Source organism: Psychrobacter sp. SZ93C1, assembly GCF_015864635.1.
In the GTDB taxonomy this organism is placed as follows: Bacteria; Pseudomonadota; Gammaproteobacteria; order Pseudomonadales; family Moraxellaceae; genus Psychrobacter; species Psychrobacter fozii.
This window is the reverse complement of sequence record NZ_JADYWY010000007.1, coordinates 150,659-166,418: the sequence shown is the minus strand read 5'-3', so window position 1 is coordinate 166,418 and position 15,760 is coordinate 150,659. Positions and strand designations below refer to the sequence as shown.

The 15,760-nt window shown below is 44.7% G+C and carries 14 protein-coding genes; 10 read left to right on the top strand and 4 right to left on the bottom strand.

All coding sequences use genetic code 11. The annotated features are described in order from the left end of the window. Positions 1 to 149: 149 nt before the first annotated feature. Positions 150 to 896, bottom strand: coding sequence for a UTRA domain-containing protein (locus I6E83_RS14855; RefSeq protein WP_197101737.1), 747 nt, complete (start codon positions 894 to 896; stop codon positions 150 to 152). 303 nt (positions 897 to 1,199) lie between these two features. Between I6E83_RS14855 and hutU the strand changes: the two genes are divergently transcribed. The 5 genes from hutU to hutI all read left to right on the top strand — a co-directional run bounded on the left by hutU (position 1,200) and on the right by hutI (position 8,499). After that, positions 1,200 to 2,909 (top strand): urocanate hydratase, encoded by a 1,710-nt coding sequence (gene hutU / locus I6E83_RS10415; RefSeq protein WP_197101735.1) that lies wholly within the window; start codon positions 1,200 to 1,202, stop codon positions 2,907 to 2,909. Between the two features lie 70 nt (positions 2,910 to 2,979). After that, a complete protein-coding gene (locus I6E83_RS10410; RefSeq protein WP_197101733.1) occupies positions 2,980 to 4,344 on the top strand; it encodes a YjiH family protein in 1,365 nt (454 codons plus the stop codon). A 122-nt stretch (positions 4,345 to 4,466) separates the two neighbouring features. Continuing rightward, positions 4,467 to 6,029, top strand: a complete 1,563-nt coding sequence (hutH, locus tag I6E83_RS10405; protein ID WP_197101731.1) for a histidine ammonia-lyase — start codon at positions 4,467 to 4,469, stop codon at positions 6,027 to 6,029. Positions 6,030 to 6,052: 23 nt separating this feature from the next. Next, on the top strand, positions 6,053 to 7,111 hold the full coding sequence (hutG, locus tag I6E83_RS10400) for a formimidoylglutamase (RefSeq protein ID WP_197101729.1): 1,059 nt from the start codon (positions 6,053 to 6,055) through the stop codon (positions 7,109 to 7,111). Positions 7,112 to 7,221: 110 nt separating this feature from the next. Continuing rightward, a complete protein-coding gene (gene hutI / locus I6E83_RS10395) occupies positions 7,222 to 8,499 on the top strand; it encodes an imidazolonepropionase (RefSeq protein ID WP_413787062.1) in 1,278 nt (425 codons plus the stop codon). 141 nt (positions 8,500 to 8,640) lie between these two features. Here the strand turns inward: hutI and I6E83_RS10390 are convergent, their stop codons facing one another. Next, complete coding sequence (locus I6E83_RS10390; RefSeq protein WP_197101725.1) at positions 8,641 to 9,222, bottom strand: PepSY domain-containing protein; 582 nt, start codon at positions 9,220 to 9,222, stop codon at positions 8,641 to 8,643. Positions 9,223 to 9,532: 310 nt separating this feature from the next. Next, the gene (gene gdhA, locus I6E83_RS10385) at positions 9,533 to 10,879 is read right to left on the bottom strand and encodes an NADP-specific glutamate dehydrogenase (protein WP_197101723.1); all 1,347 of its coding nucleotides are present in this window, start codon (positions 10,877 to 10,879) and stop codon (positions 9,533 to 9,535) included. A 621-nt stretch (positions 10,880 to 11,500) separates the two neighbouring features. On the opposite strand from gdhA, the gene I6E83_RS10380 reads away from it, so the two are divergent. The 5 genes from I6E83_RS10380 to I6E83_RS10360 all read left to right on the top strand — a co-directional run bounded on the left by I6E83_RS10380 (position 11,501) and on the right by I6E83_RS10360 (position 14,923). Next, positions 11,501 to 11,863 (top strand): roadblock/LC7 domain-containing protein, encoded by a 363-nt coding sequence (locus tag I6E83_RS10380; protein ID WP_010201036.1) that lies wholly within the window; start codon positions 11,501 to 11,503, stop codon positions 11,861 to 11,863. 177 nt (positions 11,864 to 12,040) lie between these two features. Beyond that, the gene (locus I6E83_RS10375) at positions 12,041 to 12,535 is read left to right on the top strand and encodes a PAS domain-containing protein (RefSeq protein WP_197101721.1); all 495 of its coding nucleotides are present in this window, start codon (positions 12,041 to 12,043) and stop codon (positions 12,533 to 12,535) included. A gap of 3 nt (positions 12,536 to 12,538) precedes the next feature. Next, positions 12,539 to 13,288 (top strand): PhnD/SsuA/transferrin family substrate-binding protein, encoded by a 750-nt coding sequence (locus tag I6E83_RS10370; protein ID WP_197101719.1) that lies wholly within the window; start codon positions 12,539 to 12,541, stop codon positions 13,286 to 13,288. A 256-nt stretch (positions 13,289 to 13,544) separates the two neighbouring features. Beyond that, positions 13,545 to 14,168 (top strand): hypothetical protein, encoded by a 624-nt coding sequence (locus tag I6E83_RS10365; protein WP_197101717.1) that lies wholly within the window; start codon positions 13,545 to 13,547, stop codon positions 14,166 to 14,168. A gap of 140 nt (positions 14,169 to 14,308) precedes the next feature. Continuing rightward, on the top strand, positions 14,309 to 14,923 hold the full coding sequence (locus I6E83_RS10360) for a hypothetical protein (protein WP_197101715.1): 615 nt from the start codon (positions 14,309 to 14,311) through the stop codon (positions 14,921 to 14,923). A gap of 127 nt (positions 14,924 to 15,050) precedes the next feature. Here the strand turns inward: I6E83_RS10360 and I6E83_RS10355 are convergent, their stop codons facing one another. Next, a complete protein-coding gene (locus I6E83_RS10355; RefSeq protein WP_197101713.1) occupies positions 15,051 to 15,587 on the bottom strand; it encodes a GNAT family N-acetyltransferase in 537 nt (178 codons plus the stop codon). Between the last annotated feature and the right edge of the window lie 173 nt (positions 15,588 to 15,760).

Here is a 15,760-nt window from a genome sequence, read left to right as displayed (position 1 = left end):
TTTATTTTTGAATTTTTAACGACTGTTCAATTATTATAGCGCATTCAGTCAATGAAAATTGCTGCTCATTAAATAGCAGCTTACAAACATAGTATCTCAATTTAGACATAAAAAACGTACAAAATCCGTGAGCATGCGAAAGGTAACACCTATAAATCACCTGAAAACTGGTAGCGATCGCCAGCATGCCACATTTTGACAAAGGTGACGACCTGACCAGCCGAATAGGTTTGGCGACACAATACAAGCGTTGGTGACTGCGGTAAGACTTGTAGAAAGTTAGCAATCTCATCAGGTGCGGCCAGCGCTCGGATGGTATAACTACCACGCTCCAGTGGGCTTTTAGCGATTAGATAATCACTGGTATTGACCACACTAAAATCTTGCTCAATGAACGCTGGTACTTTGTTCGCATCCACCCAACGCTCTTCAAACTGTATCGGCTGACCATCCGCAAAGTGAATGATTTTTACTTCATATAGAACGGATGCTTCGCTACTACCATCCTTGCCAAGACCGCCATCAACCTTATTAATACCAAAATCACGCCGTAGTTCATCATCGAGCATGTCGGCCGTAATAGCACGCTTACTCACAACCTCTGCTCGATAGTCGCGATTGGCTGACTTCAAGTCCTGTGCGATATTGCGCACTTCAACAAACGTATGGTTGAACTGCTGCTGCGCGACAAACGTCCCTGACCCTTGCCGACGCTCTAATACCCGCTCCTCGCTCAACTCTTTTAAGGCGCGATTCACCGTCATCCGTGACACACCAAACTCTTCAGCCAGTGCCATTTCTGTCGAAATCGCGTTACCTGCTTGCCATTTACCAGAGTGAATATTGTCTAATATGGCATTTTTTATACGTTGATACGCCGGAATCGTCTTTGTCATGTCCGTTTTTAACCGTCAATTTTTCTAATAAAAGTAGCCACATAATATCACGAGACCGCCATGCAAGCCTTAGTCAATATGTCTAAGCGTTTAGTCTTGATCGAGTTAATAACAAAAATAATGCGGCTATCCATAAAAAATCCTTGCATGAAAAAATAAACTTTGATAATTTGTATATACAACTTTACGGCAGTATCGATAATCTAGCCAGTTTAGCAAGCAGTTGAGTGCACTCTTAGACTGATTGTAAACCACCCACTTTAATTGCCCAATCGACTTAAAAGATTTCACAAGGATTTGACCATGACTACTGATAACAATAGCAACAAACCTACTCGACGCGATGAGAGCCGTAATATCTCTGCGCCTACTGGCTCTACGCTACATTGCAAAAGCTGGCTGACCGAAGCCCCTTATCGCATGCTGCAAAACAACCTGCATCCTGATGTGGCGGAAAACCCAAAAAGCCTAGTCGTCTATGGTGGTATCGGACGCGCAGCACGCAACTGGGAAAGCTACGATCAAATCCTAGAGTCGCTAAAAGAATTAGAAGATGATGAGACGTTATTGGTGCAATCTGGTAAACCAGTAGGCGTGTTTCAAACGCATGAAAATGCACCGCGCGTCTTGATTGCCAATTCCAACCTAGTACCGCGCTGGGCAACGTGGGGGCACTTCAACGAGTTAGATCGCAAAGACTTAATGATGTATGGCCAAATGACCGCCGGTAGCTGGATTTATATCGGTACGCAAGGCATCGTCCAAGGTACTTACGAGACTTTTGTAGAAGCAGGTCGTCAGCATTATGACGGTAGCTGGGCAGGCCGTTGGATTCTGACCGCTGGTCTTGGCGGTATGGGCGGTGCGCAGCCACTAGCCGCGACCTTTGCAGGGGCAACTTCACTAAACATCGAGTGTCAGCAGTCTAGTATCGATTTCCGCTTGCGTACGGGTTATGTCGACAAGCAAGCAGATAACCTCGACCATGCTTACGAGTTAATCAAACAACATACCGATGCGGGTGAAGCCATCTCTATCGCCCTACTTGGCAATGCCGCAGATATCCTGCCTGAGATGGTCAAGCGTGCTAATGCTGGTGGCATGAAGCCTGATTTGGTCACCGATCAAACCTCGGCGCATGATTTGATTAATGGCTATCTGCCAAGTGGCTGGACAGTGGAAGCATGGAAAGCCGCACAAGAAGATTCAGAGCAACACGCAGCACTGACCAAAGCAGCCGCTGAATCTTGCGCCGTACACGTACAGGCGATGCTAGATCTACAAGCAATGGATATCCCAACGACTGATTATGGCAACAATATCCGTCAGGTTGCTTTTGATGAAGGGGTCAAAGATGCCTTTAACTTCCCAGGATTTGTACCCGCTTATATTCGTCCATTGTTCTGTCAAGGTAAAGGCCCATTCCGCTGGGTAGCGTTGTCAGGTGATCCAGAAGATATCTATAAGACCGATCAAAAAATCAAAGAGCTGTTCCCTGAAAACAAACATATTCATCGCTGGTTAGATATGGCAAAAGAGCGTATTCAATTTCAGGGCTTGCCTGCTCGTATCTGCTGGTTAGGATTGGGCGAGCGTGACAAAGCAGGTTTGGCATTTAATGAAATGGTCAAAAATGGTGAGCTAAAAGGTCCTATCGTCATCGGTCGTGACCATTTAGACACAGGCTCTGTTGCCAGTCCAAACCGCGAAACAGAGAGCATGAAAGATGGCTCAGATGCGGTATCTGACTGGGCATTATTGAACGGCATGCTCAATGTGGCAGGTGGTGCCACTTGGGTATCATTGCATCATGGCGGCGGTGTTGGCATGGGCTACTCGCAGCACTCAGGCATGGTCATCGTCGCAGATGGTACCGATGCGGCTGCCAAACGCTTATCACGCGTGTTAGTCAATGACTGCGGCTCAGGGGTTATGCGTCACGCCGATGCAGGTTATGAGTTAGCAATCAAAACAGCGAGAGATTATGGATTGAATCTGCCAATGATCAAATAGTTTACCCCTTGTCCTTATACGCTGTAACTGGGTGTAAGGATATTTTCGGCGTTTTATCAAGGAGGATAATATGATTGAGCAAAATACAACATCTGATCTGCACGATGAAAATCCAACGACATCGTCAAAAAAACTGCTATCAACCCCTATTGCTTTGATACAGCTTATCGTATTCAGTGCCATCGGTTTGGTGATGTTCTTCGTACCATTTACCATTGGTGAAAAAAGCACGATTTTGTTCGATCATGGCGCGACCTATCTAGTCACTCAGCAGCATACCTTGTCCGTGACATTACTGTTTCTACTCATGTTCTACGGTGTGAGTAAGCCTTTTATCGATGGCTCATGGCGTAAAAATATCACTCACATGATTATGACTGCTTTTAACATCATGGGTCTGATACTGGCAGTGATGTATGTGGCTGACGTAGCGCCTGCCTTTATGATGGAAAAGGACATGCTGCCGTTTCTATTTGAAAAATTGGCCTTACCGGTGGGTATGATTGTACCGCTTGGGGCGCTGATATTGGCCTTCTTGGTTGGTTTTGGCTTACTAGAAATGGTTGGTGTGCTTATGCAGCCAATTATGAAACCTATTTGGAAAACCCCAGGTTCATCAGCGATTGATGCCGTTGCTTCCTTTGTCGGTAGCTACTCCATTGGTTTGCTCATCACCAATCGCGTGTACTTGCAAAAGCAATACTCAGCGCGTGAAGCCATTATCATTGCAACTGGGTTTTCAACCGTATCAGCGGCATTCATGGTGATTGTTGCCAAAACGCTTGGATTGATGGAGTTTTGGAATGTGTTCTTTTGGTCTACGCTAGTAATTACCTTTATTGTCACTGCGATTACCGCTCGTATTCCACCTATCAGTCTCTTTGATGATAATGTCGAACGTCCCGCTTTAGATCATAAAGGTGGTACACGGCTGGCTGCAGCATTTGATTTGGGTTTGTCTACTTCACGCCGTGCCACTGACCTCAAACAAATCTTATGGTCTAACTTTCGTGACGGTCTAACGATGGCCGCCGCTATCGTGCCGTCTATCATCGCTGTCGGCTTAACAGGATTGCTATTAGCAAAATATACGCCCGTGTTCGATGCGTTGGGCTTGCTTCTTTATCCCTTTACATGGCTTGGCGGCCTACCGGAACCGCTCGTCGCTGCCAAAGGAATGTCAGCGGGATTGGCTGAGATGTTCTTGCCAGCATTACTACTGAGTGAGGCAGACATATTGACACGCTATGTGGCAGGGGTCATTTCCATTAGCAGTGTGCTGTTCTTCTCAGCCATGATTCCGTGTGTGCTTGCGACCGAGATTCCTGTCTCTGTTGGCAAAATGGTCATCATTTGGTTCGAGCGCGTGATACTCAGTATTTTATTGGCTGCGGCATTCGGACAACTGGCCATGTACTTCAACTGGATTGGCTAAAAAATTCAAACCCGATAATAGCTATTGCGTTGATTAAAAAACACTTCAACAATTTAATTTTAATAAAGACACGAAACAAAAATAATATCACCCATATGGCTTACAACCCTAGGATTACCCCTATGAACGACATCAAACAACTAACCCTACACCCTCGCCAGCTTAGCTTTAAGATACTACGTGATATCTATGAGCAGCCTCTCATATTGACATTACCAGAGAGCGCTTATAAGGCAATAGATGCCTCGCATGAAGATGTACGAACCATCATTGCACGCGACAAAAGCGCTTATGGTATTAATACTGGTTTTGGCCTATTGGCAAAGACGCGTATCAGTGACGACCAACTTGAGCTACTTCAGCGCAACTTGATCGTTTCTCATTCGGTAGGCACTGGTGAAGCTCTTCCTGCAGGCGTAGTACGACTGATTATGGTGATGAAAGTCGCCAGTTTGGCGCAAGGTGTCTCTGGTGTGCGCCGCGAGGTGGTTGATAGTTTACTTGGCTTAATCAACAATCAAATCACACCAAATATTCCAGCCAAAGGGTCGGTCGGCGCATCTGGTGACCTAGCCCCTTTGTCACACATGACACTTGCGATGATGGGCGAAGGAGATGTGTTTGTTGCGGGTAAAAAAGTGCCTGCCGCTGATGCCCTAGCCCAGCATGGACTTGAGCCTATTACTCTTGCAGCCAAAGAAGGCCTTGCACTTATCAACGGTACGCAGGTATCAACCGCGCTAGCTTTACGGGGTTATTTCTTAGCGCGTGATTTACTTGAGACTGCGACCATCGTTGGCTCGATGTCGATTGATGCTGCCAAAGGCTCCGATTCACCGTTTGATGCGCGTATTCACGAAGTACGTGGCCATCATGGTCAAATCGAAATCGCCAAAGCACACCGTCAATTAATCAAAGGCAGTGCTATTCGTGCCTCACATGACGGCGAGCAAGACGATAGAGTGCAAGATCCTTACTGCTTACGCTGTCAGCCGCAAGTCATGGGAGCCTGTCTCGATATCATCAACCAAGCAGGTAAAACGCTATTGATCGAATCTAATGCGGTAACTGACAACCCACTTATCTTTAATAACGAAGATGGCCCTGTCGCCATATCAGGTGGTAACTTCCATGCTGAGCCAGTCGCTTTTGCCGCTGATATTTTAGCCTTGGCAATCGCAGAGATTGGCTCTATGTCTGAGCGCCGTGTGGCCTTGCTGATCGATGCAACGCTATCAGGTGGTCTGCCGCCATTCCTAGTGGATAATGCTGGGGTAAACTCAGGATTTATGATTGCGCATGTAACCGCCGCAGCACTAGCCTCAGAAAATAAATCTATCGCCCATCCTGGTAGTGTCGATAGCATTCCGACCTCGGCTAACCAAGAAGACCATGTGTCTATGGCAACCTATTGCGCTCGCCGTCTTTATGAGATGGCGCAAAACACCGCGACCATCATCGGCATTGAGCTATTGGCTGCTGGTCAAGGTATCGATTTCCATCGTGGACTAGACACCTCAGAGCCGTTGACTGTGGCGCATCGAAAACTACGTGAGAAAGTGACTTTCTATGATAAAGATCGCTACCTCGCCCCTGATATTGAAGCAGCTAAGCAGTTGGTATTAAACGGCACGCTTTCTGAACATTGGCAGTCACTACGCAGCGATTGGTATGAGTCTAAATAAATATTAATGGGCGGAGAACAGCGATGACAATAGCGAGAACAACAGCAACGACTACCACACCCATTAGCCATACACCTGCTGATATGACCCAATGGACAGGACGTGCAGAGCCATTTGAGACTGCGCGTGCCCGCTATTGGTATCAGCTTGCTCAGCCTTACGAGGATCAAAATATTGGGCTAATTGGCTTTGCATGTGATCAAGGCGTCAGACGCAATCAGGGTCGCGTAGGTGCCAGAGCTGCCCCGCCATTGATTCGTCGAGCTTTTGCTACGCTGCCAGTCATCGCTGATTTACAACAACGTTTTGATGGTCAATTATCAACCTTATTGGGTGATGCTGGCGACATTCATTGTGATGATAATGATGGCTTTGCCGAGAGCGCCCTTGAGCAAGCTCAGATCAAGTATGCTGAAGAAGTCAGCACTATCGTCAAACAAGGTGGACTACCCATCGGGCTTGGCGGTGGTCATGCCATTGCTTATGGTAGCTTTTTAGGATTATGGCAGGCCTTAGAAAAGGCAAACGATACAACTATCAGCACAAACACAGCACCTACTATCGGGATTATTAATTTTGATGCTCATCTTGATATTCGTCAGTCTGACGTAGCAACCTCTGGTACACCTTTTCGCCAAATTGCTGAGCATCTTGATGCACATGGTCAGCCTTTTCATTACTGCTGTATCGGTGTCAGTCGATTCTCGAATACCGCGGCGCTTTTTGATCGTGCCGAGCAATTGGGCGTACAGGTCATTAGTGATGAAGACTGTCATTATCAGCCTTGGGATACACTTGCTGAGCGGGTCAAAAGCTTTGTAGATCAGGTCGATATAGTGTATCTGACCATCGATATGGACTGCTTACCTGCCAGTGTCGTTCCAGGTGTGAGCGCACCTGCCGCTTACGGTATTGAGCTGGGTTTCGTTGAGCGTATGGTCAAAACCATCATGGCATCAGGCAAAGTAAAAATGGCAGACATTGCTGAGATCAATCCTACCTTTGATATTGACAGTCGTAGCTGTAAAGTCGCTGCTCGCTTACTGGCCACTATTGTAGAGCAGCACTTACTTAGCGCTTAGATCTTGCCAACAAAGATCATCGACTTCACAAAAATCAGGAGCATATTATGAATGAATCAAAGAACTCCGTATTGAAAAACCCTACAGAACAGACGCTAGACGAGTCTACTATGACATCATTTGATCATATTATTATCAATGCCAATCTTGCGACTTTTTCAGCGCAGCATGGTTTTAATGTCAATAAAGGTGATGCTACAAATGAGCACGCTGATAGCATCCCATACGGTCAGCTACTTCACGCGGCTATCGGTATTAAAAACGGTAAAATTGCTTGGGTTGGCACACACGATCAAATCACTGCTCATTTGCCTAAATATCCAGACCATCAAATCACAGATGTGGATAGAAAATGGATAACCCCAGGGCTTATTGACTGTCATACGCATATCGTCTATGGCGGCAACCGTAGCAATGAGTTCGAAGCGCGTTTGCAAGGCGCTAGCTATCAAGACATTGCAGCACAAGGCGGCGGTATTGTCGCGACGGTCAGTGCTACCCGCGCCGCCAGTATTGAATCGCTATTTGCACAAAGTGAAAAGCGCTTACTCGCGCTTATGAAAGAAGGCGTCACCAGTATCGAAATCAAGTCTGGTTATGGCTTGGAGTTAGACACGGAGCGCAAAATGCTCACGGTCGCTCGTCAGTTAGGAGACAAATACGACATTCATGTGAGCACAACTTACCTAGCGGCGCACGCCCTACCTACTGAGTACAAAGACCGTGCGGACGACTATATTGAGCAAGTTTGCGAGTGGCTGCCAATTCTGTATGCAGAAGGTTTAGTCGATGCGGTCGACGGTTTCTGTGAAAACATCGCCTTTAGCACAGAACAAATCAGACGAGTGTTTGAAGTAGCTCGCTCATTGGATCTACCAGTCAAACTGCACTCTGAGCAGCTGTCTGATATAGGCGGCAGTTCCTTAGTTGCTGAATATAAAGGGCTATCGAGCGACCATCTAGAGCACTTGTCAGAAGAAGACATCAAAAAAATGGCGGCTAGCAATACCGTTGCCGTGATATTGCCAGGGGCATTTTATACGCTACGTGACACTAAGTTGCCGCCGATTGAGGCTTTGCGCAAACACCAAGTTCCTATGGCTATTTCAACCGACTGTAATCCTGGCACTTCACCGTTAACGTCGCTGTTGTTGACCATGAACATGGGCTGTACGTTGTTTTACCTGACGCCCGAAGAAGTACTAGCAGGCGCGACCGTCCATGCAGCTCAAGCTTTAGGACTACCGAATAAAGGTAAAATAGAAGTGGGCTGTGATGCTGATTTGGCACTATGGGATATCGCCCGTCCTGCTGACTTGGCCTATCAGATGGGGTTAAATCCTATCCAATGCATCATGGTTCAAGGTAAATGGCGCGAGACAATATAATCAACCTACCTTGTAATCAACCTACCTTTATTTATCGCCATCAAAAAAGCAACTAGCTGATATGTTCAGCTAATGGCTTTGGTTTGGTCTGTTTGAACGTTGCTATTACAGTTACTATTAACGTTGTTATTAACATTGCTACTAGCGCTTATATTTGTTGGCAAACGTCTCACCTGTATTAGCGTCGATGTTAATACCGACGACCTCATCACCTTTTAATAAATCCACTTTGTAATATAAAGGATGATCACTGTAATCACGGTCTGCTTCAAACTCAACTTCTAATGTCATACCGCCTATTTTCTTCTCAGCGATCCCTATCGCACTCATGACATTTACTTTCACACGGCGCTGTACGTTGTAATCGTTAATATCATCACGACCTAACCGTTCAGTATCAGTGCTGACAACTTCCCCCGTAATAGCATCAACGATCACTTCATAGCTATCGCTAGCCGTGCTAAATTCTATTTCGTATACACCGTTTTCTGTATCATCGTCGTCCTCATCATAATCAGCGCTGATGAGCATACCTGATGCATTTTTGGTTGCGATAGTGATCGCTTGCTTTAAGCCAACCTTGTTACCTTTTGCTGCTTTTACTTCGGTAGATAGATTTGTTTGAGCGGCTATGGCAGTCGTGCTCATGACACCTGCGGTTAATGCGACTGCTAGGCCTGCACCTAAAGTGGTCAACTGCATCTTTTTAGACAGCTTTCCCATGATATTATCTCCTTCACTGATGACTTACTTTTTTAGCCAAGCGCTTACTCTTCATTATCAATAAACGTTGGCTTCGTTATTCGTAGGTACATGTTAGCGAGGTTTTCTACTCACTGTAGGATGAAAAAGTATCAAAGTGTAATTACTTTGTTTGGACACTCAATCTAAATACATCACCTATAGAAACGTTCATTTTCGAGTAGCCATTGCTATTATTTCGATAAAAAAATACTGCGTTTGTCTCAAGAGGACAAACACAGTATTGGTTATTGCAATGATTAGATGAGGCTATGAGTTATATAGTAGCGCCTTAGTTTAAAATACCAAAAGCGACCAACGCATCAGCCACACGTTTGAAACCAACCATATTGGCACCAGCCATATAATCGACATAACCATTGTCAGTTTGACCATATTGTTCTGAAGCGTTCGCAGCACTGTCGTGGATATCTTTCATAATACCTTTTAGACGCTCATCGACTTGCTCAAAGGTTTGATATTGACGGACAGAGTTTTGCGACATTTCAAGCGCAGATACTGCTACCCCGCCAGCATTAGCAGCTTTACCAGGTGCATAATGGACACGGTGCAAACGGATATGATCAATCGCTTCAGCAGTGAGCGGCATATTCGCGCCTTCAACCACGTACTTCACACCATTTTCGACGAACAGTTTGGCATCAGCTTCATTGACTTCGTTTTGAGTAGCACATGGAATCGCAATATCAGCCTTAAACTGCCATGGTTTTTGCTTGGCAAGCCACTCTCCACCATGAACATCAACATACTCTGCTAACGGCTTGTTCTGCTGTTTTTGTTTTTTGAGCCAATCAATTTTTTCTTGATTAAGACCCTTTTCATCATGCAAAGTCCCTTGCGAGTCAGAGACCGTTATGGCAATACCACCAAGTGCATTCACTTTTTCGGCAGCATGGAGTGAGACATTGCCTGCGCCTGATATCAGCACCTTTTTGCCTTTTAGCGTGTCATTTTGGGCGAGAAGCATATTTTCTAAGAAATATACCGCACCATAGCCAGTCGCTTCTGTACGCATCAAGCTACCACCGAAGCCCACGCCTTTACCAGTGATAACACCTGTTGATTCACGTGTTAAATTCTTATACATCGCAAACATGTAGCTGACTTCTCGACCGCCGACACCGATGTCACCAGCAGGCACATCCATGTCTTTGCTCACATAATGATGTAGCTCACGCATGAAGGCGTAGCAAAAACGGCGAATCTCACTGTCCGTTTTACCTTTAGGATCAAAATCTGACCCACCTTTACCGCCACCAATAGGCAAGCCAGTTAGCGCATTTTTAAAGATTTGCTCAAAGCCTAAGAACTTTAGTACCGACTGATTGACGGTAGGATGGAATCTAAGACCCCCTTTATAAGGGCCTAAAGCATTGCAGAACTGCACACGCCAGCCACGATTGACTTGCACGTCGCCTTTATCATCTTCCCAATTGACACGAAAACCAAATACCCGATCAGGCTCCACCAAACGCTCAAATACTTTCAATGCACTATATTCAGGATGAGCATCATATAAAGGTTTAATCGTAATCGCCACTTCTTTTACTGCTTGAATAAACTCTGGCTGATGCGCATAACGTGCTTCGATTTTTTCGATGGCCTGACTGATACTCATACATCTCTTCCTTAGGATAAAACTGGGGATCGTATTTACTTACGTCAATGTCGCTTGATATCACAACGGATAAGAAGATTGCGAACGTTGATGTAAAACTAAAATCGTCCCTACAACACGTTAGCGTTTGTAGAGACAGATGGGATTAAGAAAGCTGACTGAATTCATATATCTATAGAAAATAGATAGGTGTCAACATTTTTCGCCTTATAACTATATACCATCTTTAAGACTTATAAGTCTAGTAAATATCTCTATCATAGAAACATATAAGCGATTTTTGTTAGCTAAATCTAAGCTGCATTGTTTAGCAGAATTTTTAGACATCGATTAATAGCTCTACAGATAGTATTGCTGATCAAAAAATATAAATAATTAGGCCAACTCGTTCATTATCTCCTTACTAGAAGTAATGGATTTCTGTCAAATTCCTTTAGAAACCAAGGATAAAAGGCAAATATTCGATGGTAAACGGCAAAAAATTCCAAAAATGTCGTTTTTTATTGAGCAAATGTATATCAATATCATTAGTAAGGAGTTAGAATACCTTTCTTAAAGCAAGGATATAGTTAACCAGTTTTTTTACTTAAACAATCCACCACTGATCATAGAGAAAGCGATATGCGTACAGACTCATTTCAACAGATATTGGAAGACTTAAACAGCTCATCAGCAGATGTTGAAGCATCTGCCCTAATCTCTAACGATGGTCTGATGATTGCTTCAGCTCTACCAACTGGCGTCGATGAAGATCGTGTGGGTGCTATGTCAGCAGCATTATTATCGTTGGGTGATCGTGCAGGTCGTGAGTTGGCGCGTGGTAGTATCGATCGTATTATGATTCAGGGTGAAAAAGGCTACGTTATTATGACGTCATCGGGAGATGAGGCGGTACTCACTATTATGGCAAAACCAAATGCCAAGCTTGGTTTGATATTTTTAGATATCAAACGTGCCTCAGAAGCCCTTGCAAAGCTCATTTGATTGGCAGTTGCTTATCGAATTTATTAGCTTTTTAATTACTATAAACATAGTCGATTCAATATAATTTGGATACAAAGAAGTCGAGTGAAAGTACTACAAGTAGTAGACTACGCAAGGCTGATACCGTATCCAATTTATGCAGGATTGACTACATAACGACCAATGAAGGAGATGACCATGGGTTCTCCAATCCCTGATGCACACAAGCCTGATATGCCTGCCGAACAGATTACCCTGACTTACCATGATGGCACGTCACGTACTGTCTATGACACGGGTATCGAACGTCCTTATCCAGATGGCAAATTGATTGTATCGCGTACCGATTTGGATGGCATACTGACACACGTCAACGATGCTTTTGTTGAGATTAGCGGTTACCATGTCGATGAATTGATTGGCCAACAGCATTATATTTTGCGCCATCCTGACATGCCAAAAGCGGCTTATAAAGACCTGTGGGACACTGCTGAGTCTGGAAAAAAATGGCATGGCTACGTCAAAAACTTATGCAAAGATGGTAGTCATTATTGGGTCTATGCAACCGTCGTACCTAACGTTCGTCACGGCGAAACTGTAGGCTATACATCCGTACGACGCAAGCCATCACGCAGCAAAATCGAAGCGGCAATGGTGCAATATGCCCAAATGAAACAAAATGAGGAAGGCTAAATCATGACGACACACAATATGTTAATCGCCCCAGATTTTTCGCCTGAGCGTTTTGCAGGCTGGCACATGTTCAATACGTTGATTCAAAAACGTGCCAACTTAAATATGCACTTAAACATCCCTGCATCACATGCTGAGCAAGAGCAAGTCATCAATGCTGGTGACATTCAGGTCATTTACGCCAACCCTTTTGATGCCGCAACCCTAATCCGTGAGCAAGGCTACCGAGCCGTCGCTCGTCCTATCGGCAAGTCTGATGAGATGGTCATTGCGGCAGCAGCCAATAGCGATATCACTCGTTTAGAAGACATTCATGCTGGTGCGACTGTCGCCATGGCAGACAACCGAGATGTCAAACTGATTGGCTTGCGTTTGCTAGAAGCCGTTGATATCGAAGAATCTGATCTGACATGGGATGTCACTGAAACCTATCAGGCAGCTGCCCGTAAAGTCATTAAGGGTGAGGCCCAAGCCGCGTTCTTTTTGGCAGAGATTTTTCATAGCTTTTCGCGGTTGACCAAGACCCAGCTCTCCGTACTTATCGAAAGTGACTTGGCTGACATCAGCCACGTGCTACTTATCAAAGACGGATTCCCTGATGCACAAATCTTTATAGAAGCCATTCTCAATCTGCATAACGATGATGATGGTCAAGAAGCCTTGGCCGAACTTGGTATGCCTCAAGGGTTTGAAGCGATGAATGAAGAAGATGCCGAATTTATGATAGATTTGATGCAGACATTGCTAGACTAATAGTTGGGCTAATTACTGGGCTACATACGCAATAGAAAACAGGTAAGAGCACTACAAGTAAGAGCACTATAAACAGTAGACTGAACGGGCCTGACAATCTATCTGATTTATATGGAATTGACTGTAGTGAATTCAAATAATTTCGATACAAGTAAACCGAGTGTAAGTGATACATTAGTATGCTTAGCGAGGATGACGATGTAGCGGATTTATATGAATTTGACTATATAGCGACCATGACTCAAAGGACACTGTTATGTCTGATTCAGATCTTATTAAAGAAAACGAAATGGAAGCGCGGCGAGTATTCCGCTTATACTCGCGCAAAGTGTTTTTGGCACCCAACAACCGTCACTTTCATGAACAACGCATCAATGCGGCGCTACTATTGACCGAGAGAGAGCCGCTGCAAGGTGCTGTTGCAGACTTCTTTTATGGCTGTTGGTATGACATTCCTTATGATGTAAATAACCTGTTCATTCGTGTCAAAGATCGCCTGCACCCTCATATTCAACAAGGGTTTCGCGACTGTATTGATAAAAAAACATATATTCAACGCAATAGTATGCTTGCGACCCGATGGAGTGTATTGATATCGCCGTCTCTCAATGAGCAAAAACAACGGTTGCGTATCAGTAGCGATGACGCCAAGGAAATCTCCAAAGAAATCACAGCCGAGCTAATGCAAGCACGTACTAATGAGGATTGGGGCACGATTGAGCAAGTCGAAAACGAGTTCTTTGCACACTGCATCGCTCGCAATGATCGCCTTGCTTTCTCATTAGTGTGGTTTCGCTTGGGCAAAAGCGACTGGCAATTCGATGCGCGTTGGAACAACTGTCAGCAGCACCTTGATCAAACTATAGTCAAATCCATATAAATTTTCTACATCGTCATCCTCGCTAAGCATACTAATGTATAACTTACACTCGGCTTCCTTGTATCAAAATTATTTGAATTCAACTATATGAAAACCTAATTTATCGCCACTCTATAACCTTCATCATAATGGTAGCTGCTATGTCTTCTTATTTAAATGCTGATAAAACGTATCTGACTCTAACCCCAGCCGGTATTTTTGAGGCATTTTCACAAGGTGAGCCCACTAAGGAGCAGCTATCACTACAAGACTTGTTATCCTATGCGCAGACGTTACTCGCTGCCGACTGGCTTGAACGCTACTCTGATGAATGGCTGCAAAATTTCATAGAACAAGGTTGGATTGAGAAACTGTCTCTTCTGTTACCAGCGCCCAATCTGCCACTCGATCAGTTTTTACCCTATGTGGTGGCCAGCTTATCGGGCAAACGCCGTGCTGCCATTGGCTCTGATGAAGGGTTTTGCTTAGCACGTATTGGCTACAGTCAAGAAGAAGCAGATATGCTCAGTGTGGCGGCAGCTGATTTTTCAGGGTTTATGCTACGACAAAAGCAACGTGGATGGGCCGTAGAAAGCCAAGCGATCTCTTTCTTTCAGCAGGTCGATCTGCTCATTCCTGAGACCAGTTTTGTATTCTTATGGATTGATGGTTCAGGCTATGTGCTCATTATCGATGGTGAGCCTCTGACGAATAGTCGCGCCTTTGTAGAGCTAGTATGGGCACTCAAAACCTCTGGATTGAGATTTCTTAACTAAGGAGGTTTCCTAACTAGGGCGCGTCCTCATATTTAGCGCATCCTACATTACCTATGCTTTCTACTCTTATTCTAGAACTGCTATTTCGTAATGCTCACATAGTAATGAAAATATACTGAAAACACATTCACGACCTCCGATCCGGAGTAATCTTATACAAAACGTGCTCAGCAAGCCGATGATTAGAATCAAGCATTGGATGATAAAAGTTTTCTTGTGTATTACTCATGCCAATACGCTGCATAATGAGTTGCGAGTGCTCGTTAATAACAGCCGTAAAGGCAACGACTTCATCGAGTCCTAATGTGTCAAATGCAAAATTTAATGAAGCCCGTGCTGCCTCCGTTGCATAACCTTGTCCCCAATAATCTTTGTGTAGTCGCCAAGCAATCTCAATAGTAGCTGCAAAAGGCATATCAGCGTGCGCTTCATTTAAGCCAACCATACCGATAAAGGTATCTGTCTCTTTTAGACTGACCGCCCAAAACCCCCAACCTTTATCTTTAATAAGCTGCGAGCATTTATTAGCTATCGCATCGCTCACTTTCGGTGATAATGGCTTAGGAAAGTATTTCATCACGTCAAGATCAGCATTCATTTCAGCGAATATCGCAAAATCACTTGCTCGCCACTGTCTAAGATATAAGCGTTCTGTTTCTATCATGTTGGTGGTTGGGCTCTCTCATCAGGGCGTATTGAATATTCACATAGGGGCGATATAGCCAAGCCAGAATAAAAGTAGTACATACAGTCATCATGTTCTACTGACCCTAATAGTTCTACTGGCCTTACTGCTATAGTGTCGTGTGTCCATTGTGTTCAGGATCGACCACATCA